General features: G+C 56.2%; 20 protein-coding genes and 2 pseudogenes. 12 read left to right on the top strand and 10 right to left on the bottom strand.

Annotated features, from left to right (window positions below):
- Positions 1 to 40 precede the first annotated feature (40 nt).
- Both AC15MQ_RS17955 and AC15MQ_RS17960 read right to left on the bottom strand, forming a co-directional pair.
- Positions 41 to 1,558 (bottom strand): MarR family transcriptional regulator, encoded by a 1,518-nt coding sequence (locus AC15MQ_RS17955; protein WP_483079323.1) that lies wholly within the window; start codon positions 1,556 to 1,558, stop codon positions 41 to 43.
- 1,283 nt (positions 1,559 to 2,841) lie between these two features.
- Positions 2,842 to 3,051 (bottom strand): annotated as a pseudogene (locus AC15MQ_RS17960) (JAB domain-containing protein); the annotation flags it as partial.
- Between the two features lie 484 nt (positions 3,052 to 3,535).
- On the opposite strand from AC15MQ_RS17960, the gene AC15MQ_RS17965 reads away from it, so the two are divergent.
- Together AC15MQ_RS17965 and AC15MQ_RS17970 are read left to right on the top strand one after the other, a co-directional pair.
- Positions 3,536 to 3,886, top strand: a complete 351-nt coding sequence (locus AC15MQ_RS17965; RefSeq protein WP_483080866.1) for a hypothetical protein — start codon at positions 3,536 to 3,538, stop codon at positions 3,884 to 3,886.
- A 46-nt stretch (positions 3,887 to 3,932) separates the two neighbouring features.
- Positions 3,933 to 4,640, top strand: a complete 708-nt coding sequence (locus tag AC15MQ_RS17970) for a hypothetical protein (RefSeq protein WP_483080867.1) — start codon at positions 3,933 to 3,935, stop codon at positions 4,638 to 4,640.
- On the opposite strand, the gene AC15MQ_RS17975 is transcribed toward AC15MQ_RS17970, so the two are convergent.
- Positions 4,637 to 5,155 carry an IS630 family transposase gene (locus AC15MQ_RS17975; RefSeq protein WP_287652176.1) on the bottom strand — a complete coding sequence of 173 codons (519 nt, stop codon included), beginning with the start codon at positions 5,153 to 5,155 and terminating at the stop codon, positions 4,637 to 4,639. The two genes, AC15MQ_RS17970 and AC15MQ_RS17975, sit on opposite strands and share 4 nt — an antisense overlap.
- 37 nt (positions 5,156 to 5,192) lie before the next feature.
- The gene (locus AC15MQ_RS17980; RefSeq protein ID WP_287652175.1) at positions 5,193 to 5,639 is read right to left on the bottom strand and encodes a helix-turn-helix domain-containing protein; all 447 of its coding nucleotides are present in this window, start codon (positions 5,637 to 5,639) and stop codon (positions 5,193 to 5,195) included.
- 160 nt (positions 5,640 to 5,799) lie between these two features.
- On the opposite strand from AC15MQ_RS17980, the gene AC15MQ_RS17985 reads away from it, so the two are divergent.
- The 4 genes from AC15MQ_RS17985 (at position 5,800) to AC15MQ_RS18000 (ending at position 10,568) form a co-directional block, all read left to right on the top strand.
- Entirely contained in the window at positions 5,800 to 6,123 is a 324-nt protein-coding gene (locus AC15MQ_RS17985; RefSeq protein WP_483080868.1) for a hypothetical protein, read from the top strand.
- Between the two features lie 191 nt (positions 6,124 to 6,314).
- Entirely contained in the window at positions 6,315 to 7,568 is a 1,254-nt protein-coding gene (locus AC15MQ_RS17990) for an IS4 family transposase (RefSeq protein WP_326529172.1), read from the top strand.
- A 159-nt stretch (positions 7,569 to 7,727) separates the two neighbouring features.
- Positions 7,728 to 9,935, top strand: a complete 2,208-nt coding sequence (locus AC15MQ_RS17995; RefSeq protein WP_483080869.1) for a hypothetical protein — start codon at positions 7,728 to 7,730, stop codon at positions 9,933 to 9,935.
- 195 nt (positions 9,936 to 10,130) lie between these two features.
- Positions 10,131 to 10,568: a hypothetical protein gene (locus tag AC15MQ_RS18000; protein ID WP_483080870.1), complete on the top strand. Its 438-nt coding sequence runs from the start codon at positions 10,131 to 10,133 to the stop codon at positions 10,566 to 10,568.
- Positions 10,569 to 10,738: 170 nt separating this feature from the next.
- On the opposite strand, the gene AC15MQ_RS18005 is transcribed toward AC15MQ_RS18000, so the two are convergent.
- Positions 10,739 to 10,924: a hypothetical protein gene (locus tag AC15MQ_RS18005; RefSeq protein WP_483080871.1), complete on the bottom strand. Its 186-nt coding sequence runs from the start codon at positions 10,922 to 10,924 to the stop codon at positions 10,739 to 10,741.
- 139 nt (positions 10,925 to 11,063) lie between these two features.
- On the opposite strand from AC15MQ_RS18005, the pseudogene AC15MQ_RS18010 reads away from it, so the two are divergent.
- Positions 11,064 to 12,527 (top strand): annotated as a pseudogene (locus AC15MQ_RS18010) (IS5 family transposase).
- Between the two features lie 133 nt (positions 12,528 to 12,660).
- Here AC15MQ_RS18010 and AC15MQ_RS18015 read toward each other — a convergent pair.
- Positions 12,661 to 13,227, bottom strand: coding sequence for a hypothetical protein (locus tag AC15MQ_RS18015; RefSeq protein WP_483080872.1), 567 nt, complete (start codon positions 13,225 to 13,227; stop codon positions 12,661 to 12,663).
- Positions 13,220 to 13,414 carry a hypothetical protein gene (locus AC15MQ_RS18020; protein WP_483080873.1) on the bottom strand — a complete coding sequence of 65 codons (195 nt, stop codon included), beginning with the start codon at positions 13,412 to 13,414 and terminating at the stop codon, positions 13,220 to 13,222. The genes AC15MQ_RS18015 and AC15MQ_RS18020 overlap by 8 nt, the downstream gene beginning before the upstream one ends.
- A gap of 146 nt (positions 13,415 to 13,560) precedes the next feature.
- Here AC15MQ_RS18020 and AC15MQ_RS18025 point away from each other — a divergent pair, with 146 nt between their 5' ends.
- Complete coding sequence (locus AC15MQ_RS18025) at positions 13,561 to 13,833, top strand: hypothetical protein (protein ID WP_483080874.1); 273 nt, start codon at positions 13,561 to 13,563, stop codon at positions 13,831 to 13,833.
- On the opposite strand, the gene AC15MQ_RS18030 is transcribed toward AC15MQ_RS18025, so the two are convergent.
- Complete coding sequence (locus tag AC15MQ_RS18030) at positions 13,802 to 14,554, bottom strand: hypothetical protein (RefSeq protein ID WP_483080875.1); 753 nt, start codon at positions 14,552 to 14,554, stop codon at positions 13,802 to 13,804. The genes AC15MQ_RS18025 and AC15MQ_RS18030 overlap by 32 nt on opposite strands.
- A gap of 252 nt (positions 14,555 to 14,806) precedes the next feature.
- Here AC15MQ_RS18030 and AC15MQ_RS18035 point away from each other — a divergent pair, with 252 nt between their 5' ends.
- The 4 genes from AC15MQ_RS18035 to AC15MQ_RS18050 all read left to right on the top strand — a co-directional run bounded on the left by AC15MQ_RS18035 (position 14,807) and on the right by AC15MQ_RS18050 (position 19,578).
- Positions 14,807 to 15,079, top strand: coding sequence for a hypothetical protein (locus tag AC15MQ_RS18035; RefSeq protein WP_483080876.1), 273 nt, complete (start codon positions 14,807 to 14,809; stop codon positions 15,077 to 15,079).
- Positions 15,076 to 15,327, top strand: coding sequence for a hypothetical protein (locus AC15MQ_RS18040; RefSeq protein ID WP_483080877.1), 252 nt, complete (start codon positions 15,076 to 15,078; stop codon positions 15,325 to 15,327). The genes AC15MQ_RS18035 and AC15MQ_RS18040 overlap by 4 nt, the downstream gene beginning before the upstream one ends.
- Positions 15,328 to 15,410: 83 nt before the next feature.
- Complete coding sequence (locus AC15MQ_RS18045) at positions 15,411 to 18,104, top strand: DNA polymerase (RefSeq protein ID WP_483080878.1); 2,694 nt, start codon at positions 15,411 to 15,413, stop codon at positions 18,102 to 18,104.
- Positions 18,105 to 18,117: 13 nt separating this feature from the next.
- Positions 18,118 to 19,578 carry a DNA primase family protein gene (locus AC15MQ_RS18050; RefSeq protein WP_483080879.1) on the top strand — a complete coding sequence of 487 codons (1,461 nt, stop codon included), beginning with the start codon at positions 18,118 to 18,120 and terminating at the stop codon, positions 19,576 to 19,578.
- A gap of 1,329 nt (positions 19,579 to 20,907) precedes the next feature.
- Here the strand turns inward: AC15MQ_RS18050 and AC15MQ_RS18055 are convergent.
- Both AC15MQ_RS18055 and AC15MQ_RS18060 read right to left on the bottom strand, forming a co-directional pair.
- On the bottom strand, positions 20,908 to 21,195 hold the full coding sequence (locus AC15MQ_RS18055; RefSeq protein WP_483080880.1) for an integration host factor subunit beta: 288 nt from the start codon (positions 21,193 to 21,195) through the stop codon (positions 20,908 to 20,910).
- 351 nt (positions 21,196 to 21,546) lie between these two features.
- Positions 21,547 to 22,113: a hypothetical protein gene (locus AC15MQ_RS18060; RefSeq protein WP_483080881.1), complete on the bottom strand. Its 567-nt coding sequence runs from the start codon at positions 22,111 to 22,113 to the stop codon at positions 21,547 to 21,549.
- Positions 22,114 to 22,495: the final 382 nt, after the last annotated feature.

Raw genomic sequence — 22,495 nt, forward strand, 5'->3', positions numbered from 1 at the left:
ACTTATGACTCAGATCTTTACATTTCCTGAGCAGATTCAGTTACGGGGTAGCGTGGGCGAGAGCCGGGACGATGGTTTGTTCAGTGATTCGACAAGCGGCGGCGATGGTCGAGCGGCCCAGACGGGTCAGGTAGTAGCGATAGCCATGAACGACTTTCTTGATGAGACCGAACTGGCGCAGGCGCCAAAGCTGGCGCGTGATGCTGGCCGGCGAGATCTGGCGCAAGAAGGGGACGAGGTCGGCACGGCGGATGCCACGGATGTTGAACTCGGGACGCTGAAGCGCCCGCAGCAGGGCCTGCTGAGTGGCATCGAAGAAATTGAAGCCCTTGAGGGTATGGCCGTTGACCGTCTTGGGGTTGACCAGCCGATGCAGGTTACGATCGCCGGCGGAAAAGTCGTCGAGTGCGGAGAGGTATTCGAGGTAGCGGCGGTTACAGCCGAGCAGGATCTCGCGCAAGTCGATCAGGCTGTAGATGGTCTTTCGGAGGGGGGCGATCTCGCGCGACTCGTGACCATCCCGATGTTCCACCTTGCGGTGGTGCTTGAAGAAGGAAACGTTGTTGGTCGTGGTTTCCAGGCGCAGCACACGGTTGAACTTGTCGTACATCTTGACCGATACCTTGCCAAAATGGTGCTTGATGCAGGTGCCCTCGATGCGCGTCGTGAAGCGGCTACCGAGTTCCTGCGCCAGTTGCGGCGTGATCTTCTTGCCCAGGAAACTGGCGACCTGCTCGGCCTTGACCGAGAAGATGGCCTGCCGGGAGAGTTCCTCGTAGAGCGACTTCAGGATGGCGTCGGAGCGGAACACCAGATCGGTCGAGTATTCGACCTGCATCAGGCTCCAGTGATAGGACTGTCCGAAGACATCCAGGATCGGGCAGCATTGCTCGGCGTAGCGGTCCAGAAGCGCATGCAGGGTGTCGGGCGAGAAGGCGTCCGCGAGTTGTTGCGCCCGTTCCCAGTCGTCGATGCGGATAAACGCATTGTCCGCCATCGCGTAATCGATGCCGGCCACGTTCAGAGAACGCGCCAGCCGACTGTGGCCATTGCAATAGAACTGCAGCCGGAAGGGGCTCCACGTTGGCACGCGCAGGTAGATGAGTCCGAGAGCCTCGTCCATCCAGTAGAAATAGTAGTGCAGGCATTTGCCCGAGGTGTGGCGCAGAAAGGTCTGATGACTTGGCTTGTCATGCCACGGTTCGTAGGCGTCGCAGGCTTCCATGGCGGAAAGCACATGCACCAGTCCCGGATGATCACCACGCGCCTTGAGCACTGCCGCCACGAGGTCTTCCTTGCGGAGGTGGGCCTTGGCCACGTGCTCGATCCGCGCTCCTTGCGCAGTCGCCAGTGCCTGTGCGGCTTCACGAATGCGATCACGCAGCGGTTCGGCAAAGCGCGGGTAGTCAAAAATGCGAATGTGCCGGGCGTTGAGAAAACTCGTCATTCCCGCCGCGTAGCACGCGCCGGGCAACGTGCCTGTAATCACGATCCGGTCGTAGCAGGAGAGTGTTCCGGCAAGCCGCTCGTGATAGCGATCGGTCAGCATCTGTGTCATGGTCGCCTCCGCTTTTCCGTTTGGGCTATGACAGAAATCTCAACCTGTTTGGTTCCGGCTTCGCCGGCTTAGGTGGCGCAAGAAAGTCAGGGTCGCGTTAGCGACCCTGTTTAGCCGCTTTGAGCGGCTCACACAATGAAAGCCCCCGGCTCTGCCGGGGGATGGTTACTGAGATGAAATCCGCGGCTTCGCTTGTCGGCGTTGCTGGAAAGGAGAACGGGGGAATCCATGTCGTGCTTGCCCGCTTTGGTGCCATCGCGTTGGCGGCGTGATTTCTCGGTGCTGCTGGCAAATCGAGGAAAGAAAACATCGAATGGGCAATCGAGCGGTGCGAAGCGCCGCTTGATTGCGCATGAGATCAATCACCGCAGGTGATTGCGAGCGTCCAGATGTCGAACCGTATCAGTTGGAGGCTGGTAATGTGAATGGATGGAATGGCATCGGTGACTTGCTTCCTCGCTGCTGGAAGGCAAGTCGAACGAGGAAGCCCGGTTGCCCGGTCGTGCTTGTTGACATTCTGTTCTTGTGGCCAAGCAAGGAAATGGCATTGGCGACTTGCTTCCTTGTTGCTGGTGGCAGGTCAAAGGAAGAAGCAATCGAATGTGCTATCAGGTAGAGCGGAGCAGCTCGTGATAGCACATTGCGATCAATCACCGCAGGTGATTGCGTCGTTCGCGACTGCCCACAGTGGAGGGAGGCAATCGCGATTTGAAGACGCAATTCCAAGCAGGTGATTACAGCATTTCATCTACATATGGCAGTTGTTGCCGCCTGCGTGCTGCGCACGTGCTTTGCGTGATTGCTTCGTCAGCTGCGCTTCCTCGCAATCCCACAAGCAGTTGCTTTCTTGCGGTTCCATTTCAGAAAAGGCAAGTACCTCCCCCGTTTGAGTTTTGACCCAACTCACGCAACTCAATTCGGGTTCGCTGCGCTGTCATTGCTGACGGGATAGTGCTGTTCGTGGATGAAAGAAAAGAAGCTTTATTCCCAAGCTGGCTGATCAACGATGCTATCCACGCAGCATCACTGAAACTTTAACCGGCTCACCCGGCGGGCTCGTTCTTGCGGCTCCACGCAATCTGTTCCCTTCACCACCAGTCAGTCAGGGTATGGCTGGTTGAGTCGTCATGTTGGCTTGTGTTCTTGCTGGTCTCGACGCGAGATGAAGGTATTTATGCGAGAGCGAAGGAAAGTCACCAATAAAATTCCAATAAATCAGTCTGGCAAAGTAGGGCAAAGACTTCATCGCTCGCACTGCGTAGCCAAATAGACGGCTTTCCCACTTACAAGAGGCCGCGCTCCGCGAACGAGAGCGACTCGGACCCGGCGATTACGAAATGATCCAGTACCCTGACATCGATCAGCGCCAGCGCTGCCTTCAGTTCGGTAGTCAGGAGTTCGTCGGAACGGCTCGGTTCGCTGGCGCCGCTCGGATGGTTGTGAGCGAAGATCACGCTGGCGGCATTAGCGACTGCTGCTGTCGTGACCACTTCGCAGCGGACAAGCGCACGCCGGAACAAGCTGAAGCTGTAATCGATAGCCCTGCCGCCCCATCCGCTTTCGGGAAAGGCACAATCGATCCTTCCAGTTGCTTTAGTGCTGGAGCGTTGGTCTAACGGGGAGGTCTCGGCCTAAAGGAGGCGGTGGAAAAACTATATCAGGAGCGAGCACCCGATAAACACATTCAATCTGTGGTGCTTTCACACCCACTAGACAAATTGCTTCTCAGGAATTACTGTGGAAGCCAGTACGTGCCGTAGAGCGCTCAACGTCAAGTAGGAGCAGCCCTGCCGTGGTCGGTGTAAGGCCGGCCGCTGCCTCTAATGTACTGTGATCAAGAACCGCCGAGTTCCTCTCCGACTATTTGCGAGGACGCTGCTATTTTTAGCGTAAGGGGACCAGACAAAAAGCGATCGATCGCAAACACCGGTGCATCGCAACGCGTCTATTTTTTTAGTCGTCCGTTTAGGGAGGTATATGAGCGACCAATCAGGATGTGAAGAACTATATGGACCGGGGCTGATCCCTATTTGTTGGCTTAGGGCTGCGCAAGGAGTCGCCACTGTCTCGGTGCTGTTGACAATCTGCATTGTTGCTTGGCATCTACGCGACGATACCAACAAGGATTATATTTTTTATGTGCACATCGCTTGGGCATGGTGGGTTGCGGCGCCCCCTGTGTGGTTTTCGGTAGAGTACTTCTACTTGTTCAAGAAATACAAGGTTAAGGGAAGGTTCGAAGCTTTCAAATATGGGCAGGACGTAGCTAGCAAGGCATGGGTTGCTATAGCAGCCATCATGAGCGTTATCGCTTCAAAGATAACCTAGCTAGCTTGTTCGCACACGGCGGACACCACTCAAAGGAACTAGGACCATGCTTTCAAGGCTTTCTTTATGCTTGTTAGCCGTTGGGCTACTGCTATTCGTTATCCAGCAAGCTTTAGGCGTGATGCCCTACTACGGAATTGAGGACTACCTAGGCTGGATCAAAGCGGACGCCATCAAATACATGAACGACGCTTGGGTTGGGCACAACATCCGCTCGCTTGCGTCGCTGTATCTATGGGTTGACACGGCCCTATTCATGCCGATTTACGGTATGTTTCTCCTGGAGTTGGGGAGACAGCTATTCGCGGCACTGGCCTCTGATTCCAGTGGGCAATTCAGCCGGCTCTGGGCCAACTTTTACACCGGGCTGCTGGCAACCCTGTTGATCGTTGATCTCGTCGAGAACGTCGCTGGCTTAGCCAAAGTCAGCGCAGGGTTTGCGGAACCCCTCCTCTGCGTTCTGCTTTCTTTTGTTATTTGGTTTTGTCTTGTGAAATGGTTCCAAGACATCTCGCCATCGGCGAGTCAAGAACTAAAGCTCTATTGTCTGCAACTTCGCTGGCCCCCGCTGATTGTGGCCTTGGTCGTCGGGTGTGGCTTAATTGCTGTCCAGGGAATATGGGACAATGGCAAGTGTTTCCTCGGAGTGTCAGAACTTCACGACCGAGTCGGCTGCCTCGCACACCAAGCGAAGGTTGGTGTTCTTGGAGTTGGATTAGTCGGGTTTCTCGCTTTGTTTGTATTAAGCGCCTAGCAAAAAGTCATTCGATAATGAGAGCCGAAACCGTCCAGAATTTTGTCGACGTCAGCCTCAAGCCCGGCAGAGTTCCGTGCTTTGAAGGCCATCCACTCGTACTTCATTTTGTGCCAGAGCTTCTCGATGCGGTTCAGTTCCGGACTGTAGGGTGGCAGGAAGTAAAGCGTGAGGCCCTTCTCTTTCAGCAGGGCCAACAGGGGCTGGATTTCCTTCGCTTTGTGGATGGAAGCATTGTCCAGAATCACCGTCAGGGGTCTGCCGACGCTTTCCAGGAGGAGACCGAGGAAGCCGCCAAAAAGAGCTGCGGTCGTTGTCTCCCAGAACTTGGCCGTGAACAATTCACCCGTCGAGATCAACGCGGCCATCACATTCAGACGCTTTCCCCGCGCGGCCGTGATGAGGTGCACCTCTCCTGTCTCGGTCCAGGCGCTCCGATTGGGCTGGGTCTGCACAAAGCCGGCTTCATCCATATACGATAAAGTGAGTTCGCCAAGCTTTGTTTTTTCAAGCAATTCATCTATTTCTACCTGGGCTGCTCGAAATTTCGCCTCATCCCGTTTTTTTTAGACTGTGCCGGGTCCTTTTCCAGACATAGTTCTTCTCTTTCAAGGCCGCCTGAACCACTCCCACCGAAACCTGTACGCCATGTTCCTCTGACAGGCGGTCCCTCAACTGGGGGGCCGTACAGGCCTCAGCCGTCGCCCAGGCGCAGAGTACCTGCTGATACGTTTCCGATAGTTTGCGAGGGGCACCACTGCGCGGCAGGTCGCGCAGCCCGATGAACCCCCTGGCCAGCCAGGCATCCCTGTGGTTGGCTACGGTTTCCTTGTGGAGCTTCTGCTGTTTCGCCACTCCGTCAAGGGACCCTCCTTCAGCCAGGAGAAGTACGGTCCGGGCTCGCCGGCGTTCGCGCCAGTCACTGCCTCGCTCCTCTACCTGCGTCAGTTGCTGGCGCTCTTGTGCTGTGAGGGTGAACTTTTTGGCTCTGCGGGACATGGCGAGGCATTCCGGAGGTTGGAGCGGACAGTATGCAGGCATACTGGCTTAACTCGAAAAATTTATCTGGAAGCGCTTAGGCCTCGCGTTGTGGTGGCTTTCCGGGCTGCGTATCCCGAGAAGCATTTCGGTAGCTCGCGCTGAAAGAGCTAAATTGCGTATGGCCATCGCCGACATTCTCGGGCGCAGCCGATACGTATTGGCTGCCTTAGTCGTTTTCTCCGGCGCAGCTGTTGTCATGAACCAAGGTCGCGATCTGTTGGGTGCCACGGCCAGCCAGGTTTCAGGCTTGATTGGCCACGTTGCAGTAGCCAGAACTGACTTCACCAATGTTTTGGCCGGTTTTTCTGGCCTCATTGGCCTCATCGTTTCGGCAATTAGTGTCTGGATGCAACGGTGTCCGGCTGTGATTCTAGCTGAAGCAGGCAAGCTTGCCCATGAGACAGCGTCAGCCCCGCTATACGCAGATAATGGGATCGTTTAATAGGAAAAGGCCGGTGCGCAATCTACGCTCCCTATGGAACAGATCATGGGACGGAAAAATATTTTCAAAAATATCGCAAAAAACACTTGACACAGGTTTAGCAAAATACTCGCAATTTATGCTGTATAAACAACAGCTTATTGGAGCCTCGTGTGGATACCGAACGATTAACTGCAGTCATGGACAGCCTCATGAATCAAACCGTCTTGGGAGAATTGTTGGCGCCGGTGGCTCGTGCCTTGGCGCAGATACGCGGTACCGACACGGTATCGCGGGTGTTGAGCATGGCGGATTTTATCGGCCTTGGAGTACTGCGTCACCTGCAAGGCATGCGCACGCTGCGCGAGCAGGTGCAGTCGCTGCTGCATTGGGAGCCGGGAACGGCGCTGCGCGCCCCGCTGGCACGTTCCACCTGGTCGGACGCGCTGTCCTCGCGCCACCGCCGCGCAGTCTTGCAGGCAGCGATGGCGCCGTTGCTCGGCGAGGCACGGGCGGTGCTGCCGGATCGTCTGGCGCAATTCCCTGCCCTGCAAGGGCGCCCGGTGTATGCGATGGATGGGACGTATCAGAGCGAAAGCGCACACTACGGGCGGTGTACGCCCCGGCAGGGCGGCGAGGACAATCCCAAGGGACACGCGCTGTTGAGCTTCTACGACGTGCGCCTGGGTTGTCCCACCGACGTGCACGTCGATACCCGCAGTCGCCACGAGACGGCGCTGTTGCGCGACTACGATCAATCCGCGCAGCCCATGACCCGTCACAAGGGTGCGCTGTGGCTGGTCGACCGCGCGTTCATCGACGCGGCGTTTTGGGATAGCCGGAAAAAGCGCTTGGGCATGACCCTGATCACGCGCATGAAAAGCAGCCTGTGCATCGAGTCCACCGAGCCCTTGCCGGTGGCGGACGTGCCGACTAACGAAGGGGTGCTCAAGGATCTGCGCATCACCTTGCGCAGTTCCCGCCAAAACTGGCGCCTGATCACCTTCCGCAGCCCGCGTGGCCATCTCGTGGAGTTTCTGACCAACGAGTTCAAGCTCGAACCCGGCGTCATCGCCTTCCTCTACTCGCGTCGCTGGGAGGAGGAGAAGTGTTTTGACACCTGGAAGAACGACTTCAGCCTGGCCAAGGCCTGGGGCGCCAGCCTGGCGGCCATCGAGAATCAGGTCCGCCTGGCCATTGTCACCAGCCTCTTGGTGGCCCTGCTGTTGCACCGCAGAATGGGCCAGCACGGAATCGCGGACGAGAAAGCGTTGCGCAAGCAGGACCGGCGCCAGACCTCCGCGACCGACGGGACCGATCGCCCCGACTGGAGCACCCCGGTATTCCGCTACACCTCGAAGGTGAGCCGCCAAGTCCTGCGCTTCTTCAAGCACTGTTTTCACAAACCAGCCTCCCAGGCGCTCTATGAGGCCCAGTTGAGGCCATTGTTGTTGGCATACCTATGAAGCAACCGGACACCGTTGGTCTGGATGCTCAGTTTTAGCTGTTGGCTATGGAGTCGTTCGGCAGGCCAAGCCTCCCACGAGCATTCGCCAAATCCGATTCGAGCACACGTTCCACTTGCGGACCAATTCGCGCGTGAATGGGCGCGTTTTCTCGGCTTGGTGCCACTGATCATCATCGTACTCCTCTGTGCCGCTACGATTGGAGATGCTACGCGTGTTAATGCAAACAGAACCGCGATTGTACTAGCTTCTTTTTGCATTGCCGCAGTGTATTTCGGCTATCGCTTCGTCAACAAGCGCATTGCAGTGGGAGAATCAAGCGGCAAAGGAGAAGGATATTATAACTGTTGGGTGAAACCCATGCGATGCTGGCCTTTGTGGAGCACTAGGCCGGAGCAAGCCAGATACTCTCTGTTCGGGCGCATATCACCCTTCTGGCTTCCTATCGTGGCAGCTATCCTGATGTTCGCCTGCCGCTTCCCGCTCTCTTTTCTTGACCGCTCATACAACTTGGCGCCGCCGATGGCTTTGCCCACGATGCTGCTTGCCACTGTGGTTTGGTTGGGGCTATTCGGGTGGCTTTCACTCTTCGAACAACGGACGTCCACCGCTTGGGTGGGCGTGTTAATTATCATTGTTGGAGCACTTGGTTTCATTGGACTCACCGATAATCACGTAGTTGGAGGATTCTTAGAACTGGCACTTCCAATTTTGCCTGAAGAGGCTGAAATGCGAATGTATGCGTTTACCATTGGTATTTCGCTGGCCGTGTTTGCAGCCTACGCGTACATACTTACATCGGTGCGCAAAGGTCAAAGCCTTTCACCTTGGCGAGGGCTAGTCGCATTTGTCCTTCTAATCGTTGGATGCGGTGGATTCGCAATAGGGTTTGCCGACAATTCGGCCGCTAATCTCCCCGCCGATCCACGTTCCGCGACTGTCTCGATCAAGGAGCCAAACCGGCAGACCCTCGCTGTGGCTTTGAAGCAATGGCTCGATACCCTTTATGAGAATCATTCCCGGGAGCCGAATAAGGTGCCCGTTCCCGTGTATTTCATAGCTTCCGCAGGGGGCGGCATCCGGGCCGCGTATTGGACAGCAAGTGTCCTCACGAAAATCGAAGAACGTGATGCGTCGTTTCCGGAGCGTACGTTCTCCATGTCCGGTGTCTCGGGTGGTGCCATGGGCATTGCCGTTTATCGCGCCTGTCGGCGTCACGAGCAAGGTGCGCTGAACTGTGTTGCGAGCTTTGGACGGCAAGATCTTCTATCCCCTCTTGTTGGAGCCTGGCTCTATGAAGACCTCATGGCGACGGTCATCCCTACCTCGTGCTGCGATGCCCCAGGATGCGGTTTCCTTTCGCGCGGTGCTTGGTTTGAGAACGCAATGCTTGAAGCGGTCCCACAACTTAAGCAAGGGCTCGTGGCATCCAGGAGTCACCTTGACTCTCCGCATAACCCCTACCTCTTTCTCAACAGCACTTGGGTCGAAACTGGTGAACGTGCCATTGCCAGCGATGTCGTCATTGATTCAAAGAACTTTCCCAACGCTAATGACCAGATTCGGCTACTGGGACGTGATATTAGTCTAGTAACTGCGGTACACAACGCATCCCGATTTCCTTTCATCAATGCAATCGGTGCGGTTAAACCATTAGCGAGAGAACACTCTTTCAGCGCACCTAAAAAGGCGGGCCAAGAAGATGTCCCTGCTAATTCGCCTTCTGAGAACAAAGGTCTTATTGGTCATTTGGCAGATGGTGGTTATTTCGACAATAGCGGCGGCCACACCACCGCCGATATTCTCATTACATTTAATCGTTGCTTTATCGACAAATCTTCGGTTTGCTGGATAGAAGACTCCTCAAAACGCGTGTGGCTGGCAAAACACTTGGTCCCCCAAGTGCTGATGATTCGTAACGGCGTCGAGATTCCGTTGCCGGACCAGGGCCAATATGGCAAGAACCAATGTATGCCCACGAAGCAGCCGGACGCGCAATACCTCGGCAAATTGCGTGCCGACGACTTACCATATCAGCCTGAGCTTCCCAGTTGCCAAGGGCAGCTCATGTTATTTTCGAATCTTCTTGGACCGGTTGTGACCGCAATGGGCGTAATCAGTTCAAACAGCTACCTCGCTGAAGCGAGGCTGTACGGCCTAACGTTGGCAGTGCGTGCTAGCTTGGGCGCTGTGGCTGGTCGTGTTGACGAAGGCGAGCGAAGCTTCATCAAACCAGTGTTGAATATTGATCATGTGAGTAGAGATCAGCTGGTTCCACTAGGGTGGCATCTATCTTCGGCGGCCCAAGAGTCGATGGACAAAGCAGTATCTAAGGATCAAACTATTCGTCAATTCGGGTCGCGATAGCGGCAAACACAGGTATTGGGAGTCGCTATCGGCGCTAGGGATATTCCTTAGACCACACAGGCGCTTAATTCATGGTCCAACGTTACAGAATGGGGCAACAAGATAACCGTGTTTTTCGGCGGGTCCAGAAAATTGCGGCGTTTGAATTCCGAGATTAGGACTCGCCTACGAAACGTTATTGCCGACAAACATACCGTGCTTATCGGCGACGCGAACGGGATTGATAAAGCCGTACAGACGTTCTTCGCCGAGAACGGCTATGAGAATGTACTCGTGCACTGTATGGATGCGGAGTGTAGACATAACGTTGGCGGATTGCAGCTGAAATGCGTCAACTCAAGCGGCAAGAAGAAGGATTTTTCCTACTACGCAATGAAGGATGCCCAGATGAGCCGCGATGCTGACTATGGCTTCATGATCTGGGATGGAGAAGGCAAAGGGACATTGAACAACGTCTTGAATCTCGTTCAGCAGGGCAAGTCCGCGCCGGTCTACCGCTCTCCCTCGCGCGAATTCCTAGAGATCAAAACAGCAGCTGATGTTCCGGCTCTGGTAGAAGGCTGTCCACCTGACATCATTGAATATCTCAATCGAAAAATAGGGCTGGAAGAACGCGTGGCCTCGTCAGGCTAGGCCACCGTTGGCTTCCTATATCCGAAACCTGTGGTCAGCGTCGCATTCTTCGGTCGCTGGACGATGCCCTACTTCCTGTTTCTTTGACCGCTTTGCGCTTCACCCGACCCCTACGCCACCAACAAGCCGTTCTGGCGGCGGCCCGCGAATGTCCATCGTTAAATGGGCTATCACCCGCCTGGTGATTCATCTTCGTCGATGTTCCACACAATCTTCTCCCAACCGAGGTGGTTGTTTGCTTCTTCGAGCAGTTCGCGCGTCGTAGCGTCCCATAAGTCATCGGGATAGTCTCGCGTCAAGCGAGAAAGAAGCTCGCCGAGTAGTTGTGTGCGGCGCTTGCCCTTTGACTCATTCATGGCCATCCTCCTTGGTCGGCCTTGCGAAATGCCCCCAACCCGCATAGGCACTAGGTTTTGACGCGAATTTCACCCCTGGGATCCCCGAGAATTTAGAATACAGGCCAGTGAAACCTGAGAGAAATCGAGCGAATTGCAGATGGCTACCGATGACTTTTTCCGCTCCCGGCTGGATCAGATGATCGACCTTCGGCACCCCTTGGCGGCACTGGCAGAGCGAATCCCGTGGTCACAACTTGAAGCGACCCTGGCCCCCACCTTCGCCCGCCGGAGCCGCGAAGGAAAGGTGATCGAAGACGACGACCTGTTTGGGTCGGCACGGCAAGTGGCCGGCGGTGGTACCAATTCAGCCGGCCGTCCACGCCTGCCGATTCGGCTCATGGCCGCACTGCTCTACCTCAAGCACGCCTTCAACCTCAGTGACGAAGAACCCGTCGCCCGCTGGTCCGAGAATGTCGTCTGGCAATACTTCAGTGGACTGGACTACTACACCCCGAAGCTGCCGTGCGATGCCACCCAGATCGGTCGCTTTCGTACCGCCATCGGCGAAGCTGGTGTCGAAGAACTGCTCAAGGCGACCATCGACACCGCCGCCCAGACCAAGGCCGTGCGCCCAGCCGAGTTCGAGCGGGTCATCGTCGATACCACCGTGCAGGAAAAGGCCATCGCCCATCCGGTCGACAGCCGCTTGCTGGAGATCGCCCGGGGCAAGGTCGTGCAAGCCGCCAAACAGGTCGGCCTCACCCTGAAACAGACCTTCGTCAAGGAAGGCCAGGAACTGCGCCGCAAGGCCAGCGGCTATGCGCACGCCAGACAGTTCCTTCGCCTGCGGCGTACCGTCTAACGGCAGCGCACCATCCTCGGCATCGTCCTGCGCGAAGTCCGGCGCAAGCTAACGACCGTCAGTAGCGACTGCGCCACGGCCATCGCCCGTCTGAACACACGGCTCGAACGCGCCGAACGCCTCTGCACGCAACAAACCCACGACAAGAACAAGCTCTACGCCCTGTATGCCCCCGAAGTCGAGTGCATCAGCAAAGGCAAAGCCCGCAAGCGCTACGAGTTCGGCGTCAAGGCCAGTATCGTCGTCACCCACAAGAGCGGTCTGGTGGTCGGCGCCCGCAGCTTCCCCGGCAATCCTTACGACGGGCACATTCTCGCGGCGCAACTGGAGCAGACCCACATCCTGCTCGAAGACACCGGCAAATCACCCAGGCAGGTCTTCGTCGATCTGGGATACCGCGGGGTGGATCGCGACAATCCGAGCGTTGAAATCATTCACCGCGGCAAGTACCGATCGCTGACCCGGCAGCAGCGCCGCTGTCTCAGGCGCCGATCAGCCGTCGAGCCGACCATTGGCCATCTGAAGTCGGACCACCGAATGGATCGCTGTTGGTTGCCAGGCCAACTCGGGGATGCTCTGCACACGGTGCTGTGTGCCACCGGCTATAACCTGCGCTGGTTGTTGCGGGCGATGGTTCGCCTGGGACTGAAGGCGGTTTTTTTGCGCTCGCTGTGGCTGGCGCTGTGGGCGGTGATTTCAGGGAACGAACCTCCTCGGGCGGTGCGTCACCCGCCGGGCCTCGCGTTCCTGGGCTGGTAGGCGAATTTTGCAGGGCCGACTCCTTGGAATCACCACACAATTAAATGGGAGTGTTGAACCACCAGGTTTTCAGACCGCAGCCGAGCTGGTTCCTGACCTTCCGGCTGCGCTGAATACTGCTGGGATCTGGCAATCAGGCCAGCTTGGCCACCTTCTTGGCCTTCCGGCGACAGTTGTACCAGTAGGTGACGGCACCCTTCTCGGTGAGCGTCGCACCTTGAACGAAGGCAGCGATGACGACATCCTTCTCTTCGACCTTCAGCGCTTCGAAGATCACCATCGCCGCGTCGGCTTTGGACTTGCCTTCCTTGATCAGCGCCTTGCCCTTGGCAATCGCTTCCTTGATCGGCTGCTTCGTGAGGTCAATCTTCTTCGGCTCCCTGGCGGCTGGTGCCGCTGCCGGTGCGGACGCTTCGACGGGTGGTGTCGCAGCAGGCGCTTCGTCAGTCGCTGCCGGTGTCGTGTCTACCGCCGCCGTCGCTTGCTCTGCCGACTTTTCAGCCGGAGTCGCTTCTGTCGCAGTCATTGCCACAGGCGCTTCTGACACTTCGGCTGATGCTTCCACCGGTGTCATCACCGTGGCTGCGTTGGTTTCGGCAGGCACTTCGGGTGTTGCCACCGAGGATGCCTCCACTTTCGCCGTTGATTTCTTGGTCGTTGCGGGTGCGGTGGTTGCCGGTGCGGCTGCGTTCTTAGTCATGGTATTGGCTCCAGAGTTGTTGAGTGAGTTTCTTGATCGTGCGCGGGTCTGCGGTTTCGAATCCGGACACATCTTCCAGCAAGCCGAGCAGGGCGTCGGTGAAGTCGTCAATGTCCATTCCAGGACCGAAATCCTCGATGACGATGATCACCAGTTCTTGCTTCTGCTCGGTTGTTAGCAATTTCATGTCGGACTCCGTTCTTAACCACACGGGCACCATCCAACCGAACTTCGATTCAGGCAACAGGCTTTGGGAAAAAAATATCAGTTGCTCAAACGGCAGATATCCACCGGATGATGAGCCTTGTTGGCCATCAATTTCGGAGAGTCAAGATGCTGTTTGAGTTAGGCGAGATAGTCGCAACGCCCGGAGCGCTTCGGGCAATCGAGGAGAACAAAAGAAATCCGTTGAGTTTCTTGCTTCGCCATGCGAAAGGCGACTGGGGCTGCGTTCCCGAGGAAGACAAGCGGGAAAATCAGTTGAGTCTCCGAAACGGATATCGAGTGATGTCCAGCTATAAACTGAATGAGCGGGGCGACAAACTGTGGGTAATTACGGAAGCCGATCGTTCTTCTACGTGCCTGCTGCTTCCTGACGAGTACTGACTTTGGCCTTGCCTACTGTATAGACGGGGAATTTTCCGACAGCAACATTTGCCAAGATTTCCTCTGCGTAGTTGAGGTACTTGCGAATCGTTGTGTGTTGCGATCGTCGCCGACTCTCGATGATGTGGGCGTCAACATCCTCTGTTTTCCAGATGTATTCTGCTGACTGACCTTCCTTGACGATCAGGCCGATGGTTTCCTCGATTTTCCAGAGAGGCATCTGATCTTTCTTCGGCTTCTGCTGGTCTGCTGAATAAACCCGATAGACTTCGAGAATCTTGCGAAGCATCACTTCATCGGGTCGTGCGTAAAAGGAGTAGCAATCGCCACATCCGTCGAACTCTGGCCGCCCGGCTGCTCCAGGGTGGTACTTGGCAAGAATCTCGTCGAACGCTGCGCGCAGTTCCTTCTTTGTTGCGTACAGGGAAACGCCCAACACCAGCATCCCCGCGTCGCCCGGTGATGGATAGGCTTCCAAGTAGGAATGGAAGTGGGCGTCGTTCTTAATTTCCTCAATGACCAACAGCTTGATCTTCTGGAACAGGTGTTGATGCTCCGGCCACCACCGGTCGAAGCCGCAAGAGAGATCCCCGAAATCGTTCGCGACGCTGTCCGACCAGCTCGAGCGCTTGCTCAGGTCCAAGAAATCAAACCACAGTCGGCACCACTCAATCTCCTGCTCGGTGAATTCCCTCCACCCAGTCTCTTCCCAGCCGTCCATCTGACCCTCTCTCGGTCGTCCCCATAGCGGCGTGATTCTATCGCGACCGGCTACTCGCTGGCTGCTGGCGGTTGGCGAGGGTGGGCTGGACAGTCCAGGCGCTACGGTCCTGTTCCTCGTCTTCAGCCGGGCGCTTCCTTCCGTTCTGCTCGAGGGGACGATACCGCTGCCGCTTGAAATGTCTTCGAGCAAATCTCCCCCATTAGCAGTGTCAAGTCGAGCATCTCCCGCTAATTCATCATCCGGTCCGTGATGAATACGCCCACCCCCACTCCCACCCCCACCCCCACCCGCATTCCATCGTTTGCGCGCGTTCATCACGTCAAGTTGGTGTTGGATTTAGTGCTGGGTCAAGTCAAAGTCAAGCCCCCAGATAGCAACGCAACGAGTTATGTATCAGTTGGCCCTGCCAAGGACTTCCAGCTGATCGCCGTGGAAATCGGTCGCAAAAATATTTGTTTCTTCAAAGGGTGTGGCTTTCTTCGCCCCACCTTCAACCTACTTTGTAAAGGAGTTTTGTCATGACTAGCTTCATCTTATTGCCCAACGGCGACGCTATCGCCAATTCCGTCATTAAGTCGGTTCGCTACGTAAACGAGCGCGGAGTCGCTTGTAGTGATGCCCAGCAGCGCATGGTCGCCTGGATACCGGTCGCTGACGTTGCCAAGGGCCATCGTGTTCGGGACATCTTGATCCTCTTCGTTAAGGACCCGAGAGGCATCCGTCAGCCCGACTGGTCATTCCTCAATGACGAGGTCCCCGCTGTTGCGTAGTTGATCCAGCGCTCGCAGGCAGGGCTGTGCGGTCTATCGACAGCCCTGCCCTGCGTTTCACCACTCTTTAAGGAGTAAATCTCATGAACAAGAATTTCGCAGGAAATGTGATACCGATCGATGGCGGGTGTAGGTCGTCGGAAAGGGTATACATACAGGACAGTTACACCACCGGGCATTGCGCCGGCAATGACGCCTTCTACGGCGACGACTACGACCCGGAAGCCGAGTTTGAACACCATCTTCGGCGGCAGGACGTCATTCTCAAGCACCAAATCGCGGACCTGGAAAGTGATCCCAGCAAGCCACACGCCGGGAAGGGGCCAACCGTCTACATCGGCTTCGATTCCGAGTTCGTGCCAGGCGATGCTGACCACGACAACACCGTGCTGAGCCTCCAGTTCTACCTGGTGGGCGAATGTGGAACGTTTCAACGCGTCGTTTATCCGCGTGGCAGTTCGAAGGCCGAGCGCCCATCGTTCAAGAAAGTGATCGTGCGGCTGATCATCGATGCGATGGAGGAGGGAGCAATCCTCGAATGGCCGAACCGCATTGTGCTGTGCGGATTCTTCTTGCGGATTGACCTACAGGCGTTCGGCGACCTGGCAACGTTCAAGGACCACGTCGAGAATGTTGGCGGCAGAGTAGCGTCGGTCAAGACGTGCGTTGAAGTTGAACCTGATGCGGAAGACGCAGCGAGACTGCTGCGCAATCAGACACTACTGGCTACTGATGGTGGCGGGATGTTTCGCGCACTGAAGGTCCGCTTTATCGATGTTGGTGGGCACGTCGCGATGGGAACTTCGCTGGCGCAGGTCGGTGATCTGCTGGAGTTGCCCAAGCTTGAACTGCCTGCCGGTTACATGAAGGACCGGATGGACCTGCTGCTCGAAGGCGATAAGCGAGCGTTCGAGGAGTACGGTCTGCGGGATGCCGAAATAGCGGTGCGCTTTTACCTGCGTCTGCTGAACTTCGCCGACCAGGAGACAGGCAGGCGGTCGCTGCCCGCGACGGCGAGCAGCCTGGCGGTCACGATGTTCACGAAACTGCTTAAAGACGGTGGCGTCGATTTCAATGCGGCGTTCGGTGTCACGGAGGCGTCGAGCACCTACTGGAACGGCAAGAAGGGCGGGGTGGTAACGAAGACGGAGAAATCCCCGACGCCGATGCGAGCGATCTTCGAGTCGTTCGTCGCCAGCTGCTATAGCGGCGGCCGGAATGAGTGCTATGCGTTCGGTCCCACCATTTTCGGTGTTTATAACGACTTTGATCTGGCTGGTGCCTATACGACCGGTATGGTTGATCTCCGCCATATCGATTACGAGAACTTCCGCGTCACGTACGACGCGGCTGATTTCGTGGGCCACATTCTCGGCTTCGCCTACGTTCGCTTTGCGTTCCCGGAAGGCACGCGGTTCCCGTCGTTGCCGGTGCGGAACAGGGACAACGGCCTGATCTATCCACTGACGGGCTTGACGCACTGTACTGCTCCCGAAATCGAGGTGGCGTTGAATCTCGGCTGTGAAATCGAGATCAAGTTCGGGATCGTCATTCCCTGGCTGGATGGCGATGACCGCTTGTTCGAGCCGTTCGTGATGCGGGTTCGCGAACTTCGGCAACGTCTTGCGAAGGGCGGTCTCGACGAACTGTATGTCAAGTTGTTGGGCAACAGTCTGTACGGCAAGACGGCGCAGGGATTGAAGAAGAAGTCCGTCTTCGAAGCGCAGGCTTTGAAAAGCGTCGAGTTGCCGCATTCGATGTTGACGAACGCGGTCATAGCGGCGCACACGACCGGCTTCATTCGCGCGGTGTTGAGCGAGCAGATTGCCGCAATCCCGTGCCACCGGCAGGTCATCAGCGCAACGACCGATGGTTTCATCACGGATGCGGACGAGTCGGAGTTGAATCTCGACGGACCGATGGCGACACGCTTTCAGGCGCTGTGCGAGCGGGTGGCTCCAGGCGGCAAGGTGCTGGAGCGTAAGCATAAGGTTCGCCAGTTGATTGCGATCAAGACCCGCGGGCAGGTGACGGCGATGCCGTTCGGCGATGCGCCAATCATCTTGGCGAAAGCCGGCGTTTCCCCCGGTGTTGAGACGGAAAAGCACAACGACTACATGCTCGATTTGTTCATCAATCGGCAAGTCGGCGACAAGACGATGACACGGCCCTTCACCCCGTTCCGCGAGCAGTGGGTCAAGGATGTCGATGTCGTTCGCTTGACACGTGAGTCGTTGCTGAATCTCGAGTTCGATTCCAAGCGCCGCTTGGTCAATCCGCGGGTGGTTGCCGTCGCTGGCGGTGAGCACATCGCCCTCGATAGCGTGCCGTGGAAGCACCTGGAAGAGTACGAGCGTGCCCGAGCGATCTTCGATGGGTGGCGACAGCAGCGCTGCCTGAAGACCTTGAGCGACTTTGAAGACTGGGAAGACCACTACCAGTTCTTATTGGTCCGTGACCGGCTTCAGGAAAGTGGCGTGCCAGGCTTTGGCATACGCGCCACGAACAAGGGCGTCGCCGATGTCTTTCGCCGGTTGTTCCTACGTGCTTACACCCAGCAGCTTTGCGGGCTGACCCGGTTGATGACCTATGCCGGGTTGGCTGGCTGGCTGACCGAGCACGGCTATCCGACGACGGTCGATGAAGTGAAGAACGCCAAACGAGCCAAGTTCGTTGAACACGCTGTTCCCCCGACAAGCCGAGTGCTGGCGCTGGCGTCAGTCCTGCGCGAAGGCTTTCCCTGTATCGAAATCACCAAGTTTTTTTCTACCCACTAAAAGGAGTCACGCAATGAATGAAAATATCAACCCGCAAAACAACGAAGTCCTGACCACTGCCGATGCTGTTCCTTCGGCATCGACCTGGAAAGTTGACGAGCTGACACCGGCTGAAGTTAAGACGTTCCTTCAGGCGTACTATCCGAACGGTCTGGTGTACCTTCACAGTTCGTTCCTCGCTTATTCGTCAGGGTACTGGCAGATGCTGGATGACCGCTCCGATGTCAAAAGGTCCGTCGTTCGGTACTTCGGGGAAAGCGCTTTACTTGCTAAGGTGAACGAACTGTTCGGGATGCTGAAGCTGTCTTGCGTTGTCAAGGAAGCCGATTTTAAGCCGAAGGCGAACCACATCTGTTTCTTGAACGGGGTGCTGGACCTGACGACGTTCACGCTCGTTCCGCACAGCCCGGAGTTTCATTTGCGGTCGGGTCGTCAAGCAGTGTGGGATGAGAACGCGGAAGCGCCGACGTTCGAGAAGTTCCTGAATGATGTCTTTCGCGACGACTTCGACCGGGAGGAAAAGAGCCAGTTCGTCCGCGAATGGATGGGGCTGTGCCTGATTCCGGACACGAGTTTCGAGAAGTTCGTCGTCTGTGTTGGCGATGGCGGCAACGGCAAGTCGGTTCTGTTGAAGTTGATGCCTGAGCTGCTCGGTCACGAGAATGTGTATAGCGCGCCGCTTCAGCGCTTGGGGAATCGTCGGGCTTTGGCAGAACTCGATGGAAAGCTGCTGCTGACCAGTTCTGAAATCAACGAGAACACGGTGATGGATGACGGCATCCTGAAGCAGATCGTCAGTGGTGACACGGTCGAGGGCGAGCGGAAGTACGAGCATCCATTCACCTTCACGCCGTTTGCCCGAATTATGCTGGCGACGAACCACTTGCCGAAACTTCGCGATGTGACGCATGCGTTCTTCCGGCGGTTGGTGATGCTGAAGTTCAACCGCAACTTCACGGCGGAGGAGATGGATATGAACCTTCCTGCCAAGCTCAAGGCAGAACTCGCAGGCATCTTTACGATCGCCGTTTCCGGGCTGCGGACGCTGCGCGAGCGTGGTCGGTTTATGGTGCCGAAATCGTCTGTAGAGGCGTCGAATCAGTATCGCGAAGACTCAGATGTCATCAAGCTGTTCGCCGAGGAAGCTTTGGAACGATGCGACGGGAAGGGGATGACGCCTGCCGGTGTCTATAAGTTATACACGACGTGGTCGGCTGTGTTCGGCATCAAGACGATCAACAGCATCGCCCTTGGCAAGCGCCTCCGGCAACTGGGCTTCGCCAAGACGCGGTCCAACGGCAAGGACTACTGGTGCTTGGATATGTCGGCTGCGGGAAAGGAAATCTCGACGAAGGGGCTTCTCAAGGTGGAGGCGTTCGACACGGAGTCCAGGCCGATGCCTTCGGCGGTCGGTGATGTTGAAGGTTCGGTGGACAATGCTGCGGTCGTGGAGGGGGAACGGCTTGCTGCGTAGTGTTGGTAAAGTAATTTGAGCAAAAATGCCCGCCTTTATGGCGGGCTTTTTGCGTTTGGATGTTTGAAATTCCTGTTGCCGGTCGTGAAACAACGCGGGTGAACTGTCGCACGGTTTAGGCTCTTGCGGCTCCGGGGGGAATGGTTCCGCAAAGCCGTCGTTAGCACGCTGTCGAAGCTTCGAACCGGTGAATGGCCGCTTCGGTTTTCACTGGATGACGGCAAGCGACCTAAAGCGGAAGTAGCCCGATTGGGATAGCGGACGTTCAACGTTTGACGTGAGCGGCGCCGGAGCGCAGCGGAGGGAACCCAGCTTGCTGGGCGTCCCTCTCGACGGAACTTTTTATCCCTTCGGTATTTATATGCGGCAGTTGCACCACAAATCACGTCCTTCAATTTTTTGTCCGGTATCGAAAGTAACAGAGTTATCATCGTAGTAATAAAGGTATCGCTTTGGGTCCTTTCGATAGTCTTTCGGCAAGCCCTTTACGGTCTCTTTGCATTGGTCATGTGCCTGATCGGGGTTGGTCAGATACCCTATCGTCGTGTCTGTTGCTCTTATCGCTTTGCACTTAACCAAGGAGTCTAAGGGTGTTGAGGAAGCAGCTGCCTTTGGCGGTGGTAATGGGGTCGCAGGGGGTGGCTTCCGTTTGGACTCGGCGGGCTGTGGCGGCTTCGCTGCCACAGGCGTTTCCTGTTCTCTTGCCGTGCCTTTTTCAGGCTGTTTAGTTAAGGGTGTTGAGGGAGCAGCTACCGTTGGCGGTGGTGTGGATGGTGATGCGGTCGCAGGGGGTGGGTTCGGGCTGGTGTCAGCGGGCGGTGGCGGCTTACCTGCCACAGGCGTTTCCTGTCCTCTTGCCGTGCCTTTTTCGGGCGGTTTAGTGCATGAAAACGTCAATCCGTTCCTAAGCTCAAAAGAATAATTGCCATCGCAGGGCCTCGCGAGGTTAAGTACAACCCACGACAGCACCACAACCACGAGAAATGCTAAAGCAATGGATAGTGTATGGTTGTTCATCTCATCTCTCGAGCATAAACTGTAAGCTAACGTCCTGACGTTAAACATCGTGGGGATCTATGTTTGACGTCAGCAAGCATATCACCATAGCCACGTCCCTGGGGATGCTGAGCGGCAGATGTCGCTTTTCTACCCGCCGGCAGGCATTTGCGGCCCTGCTGTTCGTCTCTCTGGATGCGCTGGTAGGCTGATAAATACTATTGATCGAACGTCCACTATGGAGATAGCTTCCTCACCGTCCATTGTTGGCCGGTTGTCATCATTGAGCCTGGTTCCATCAAAGCGGTCAAAGGCCGATCGCGCCTCCCGCCTTCACTCCATCGACCCGTCGACCCGTTCGCGCATCTCCTTACCGGCTTTGAAATGTGGCGCATACTTCGCTGGAACCGGGACGACTTCTCCACTTTTCGGATTTCGCCCTGTGCGTGCTGGACGGTGGTTCAGCCCGAAGCTGCCGAAGCCACGGATTTCGACGCGATCACCTTGCGACAGCGAGCGCTCGATGGCGCCGAGGATTTCCTTCACGGCGATTTCGGCATCCTTTACCACCAGGTTTGGGAAGCGCTGGACAAGCGCTGTGATAAGTTCGGAGCGTGTCATCGGTGGCATTCTACGGTCTGGCCGTTCGATGCGGAGCGACGCCACGCTGCTTTGAGCCGCTGGAATCGTTTGCGGTCAAGAGCCTCCACCGCGCAACGCATCTCTACGACAGGCTTAACGGCGAACGATACGCTATTGCCCCTATGATGTGCGCTTGGCGAGCGAAGAGTATCGAACTCGAGTGATCGGCGTAGTAACCACGTGCCTCTTTGCTAGCAAGAAGGGCTCCCTTTGGAGGAAAACCAGAGAATTTTCCTTGAGCTGGCGCTCAGTCACTGTGGGGTGGCCGATGCATGACAAAAGCATCCTTAAATGCGACGGCTAGTCTCACTGTCCAGGCGCCTGCAACGTTCAGCCTTGAAACTGAGGCTCGCCATCGATCACGACAAAAGCGTCCGGAATCCTTTTTCCGTTCATTGTTGGGAAAGCGTCGCCGGCATAAGCCTTCAGGTCGTTAATGATGGCTATGACGCGCTTACGGCTCGGTTCGAAGTCGATCATTTCATCAGCGTCTGGGAGCGAAGTGCAAGGATTGATGCAGCCGACGCTTGCGAGAAAACCTTGGCCGGGGTGGATAAGAATTTCCGAACGCTCGTCGGTTTCCTTCAGCTCAACGCCCGGCTTGGGCTTCGCAGACTTGCTCGCTGATTCCTTGTAGCCGATCGTGACGTATTTCGTGCCGCCTTGAGTGAATAGAGGGTATCGCCCTTCCTTGACACGACGATTGTTTCCAGCAGGTTTGTTGGCTCCAGGCCCACGGGTTTCCGCTACGGTGCCTGAAAGACGTGCAGCCGTCTGCTTCACCCCGTCATGGAATATCTGATATTCGCCAACTGTTCGCCGTTTGCCGTCACTAGACCTTTTTTGCTCTGACTTCCTAACGATGTGAAACTCCCAACCATGGCCTTCGATTGGCATCTTCCTCTCCTTCTTCGCGCGTTAATGGTCAACTCTTTTCAGGGGCTGGGCTCGTTCAATAAATGGTCCGGATCGTAACCTCCTGTGCTCGCGCGATCCAGTCCTATTCCTTAAGCTAAGCTTTTTTCACTTGCAACAATATGATTGTCGGTCAAAAGAAAGAGCATTGCTGGCGATGATGTGGCGATGTGAAGACGATATTTAAGCAATGCCGAACTGTTTTGCCTTGTTTATGCACTGCCACTGGCGCCGCAAGATACTTATATCTGTGGTCGGACCCCCCTTTTGGTGGCTGTGGTTGCCAGTTAGTTAGAATCTTTCTCCTAAGGCCATTGCGTGTAATTTATCCTGAGAAAACCCGGGCTCTGCCGGGGTGACCGTA

The sequence above is a fragment of the Candidatus Accumulibacter propinquus genome, assembly GCF_056856495.1.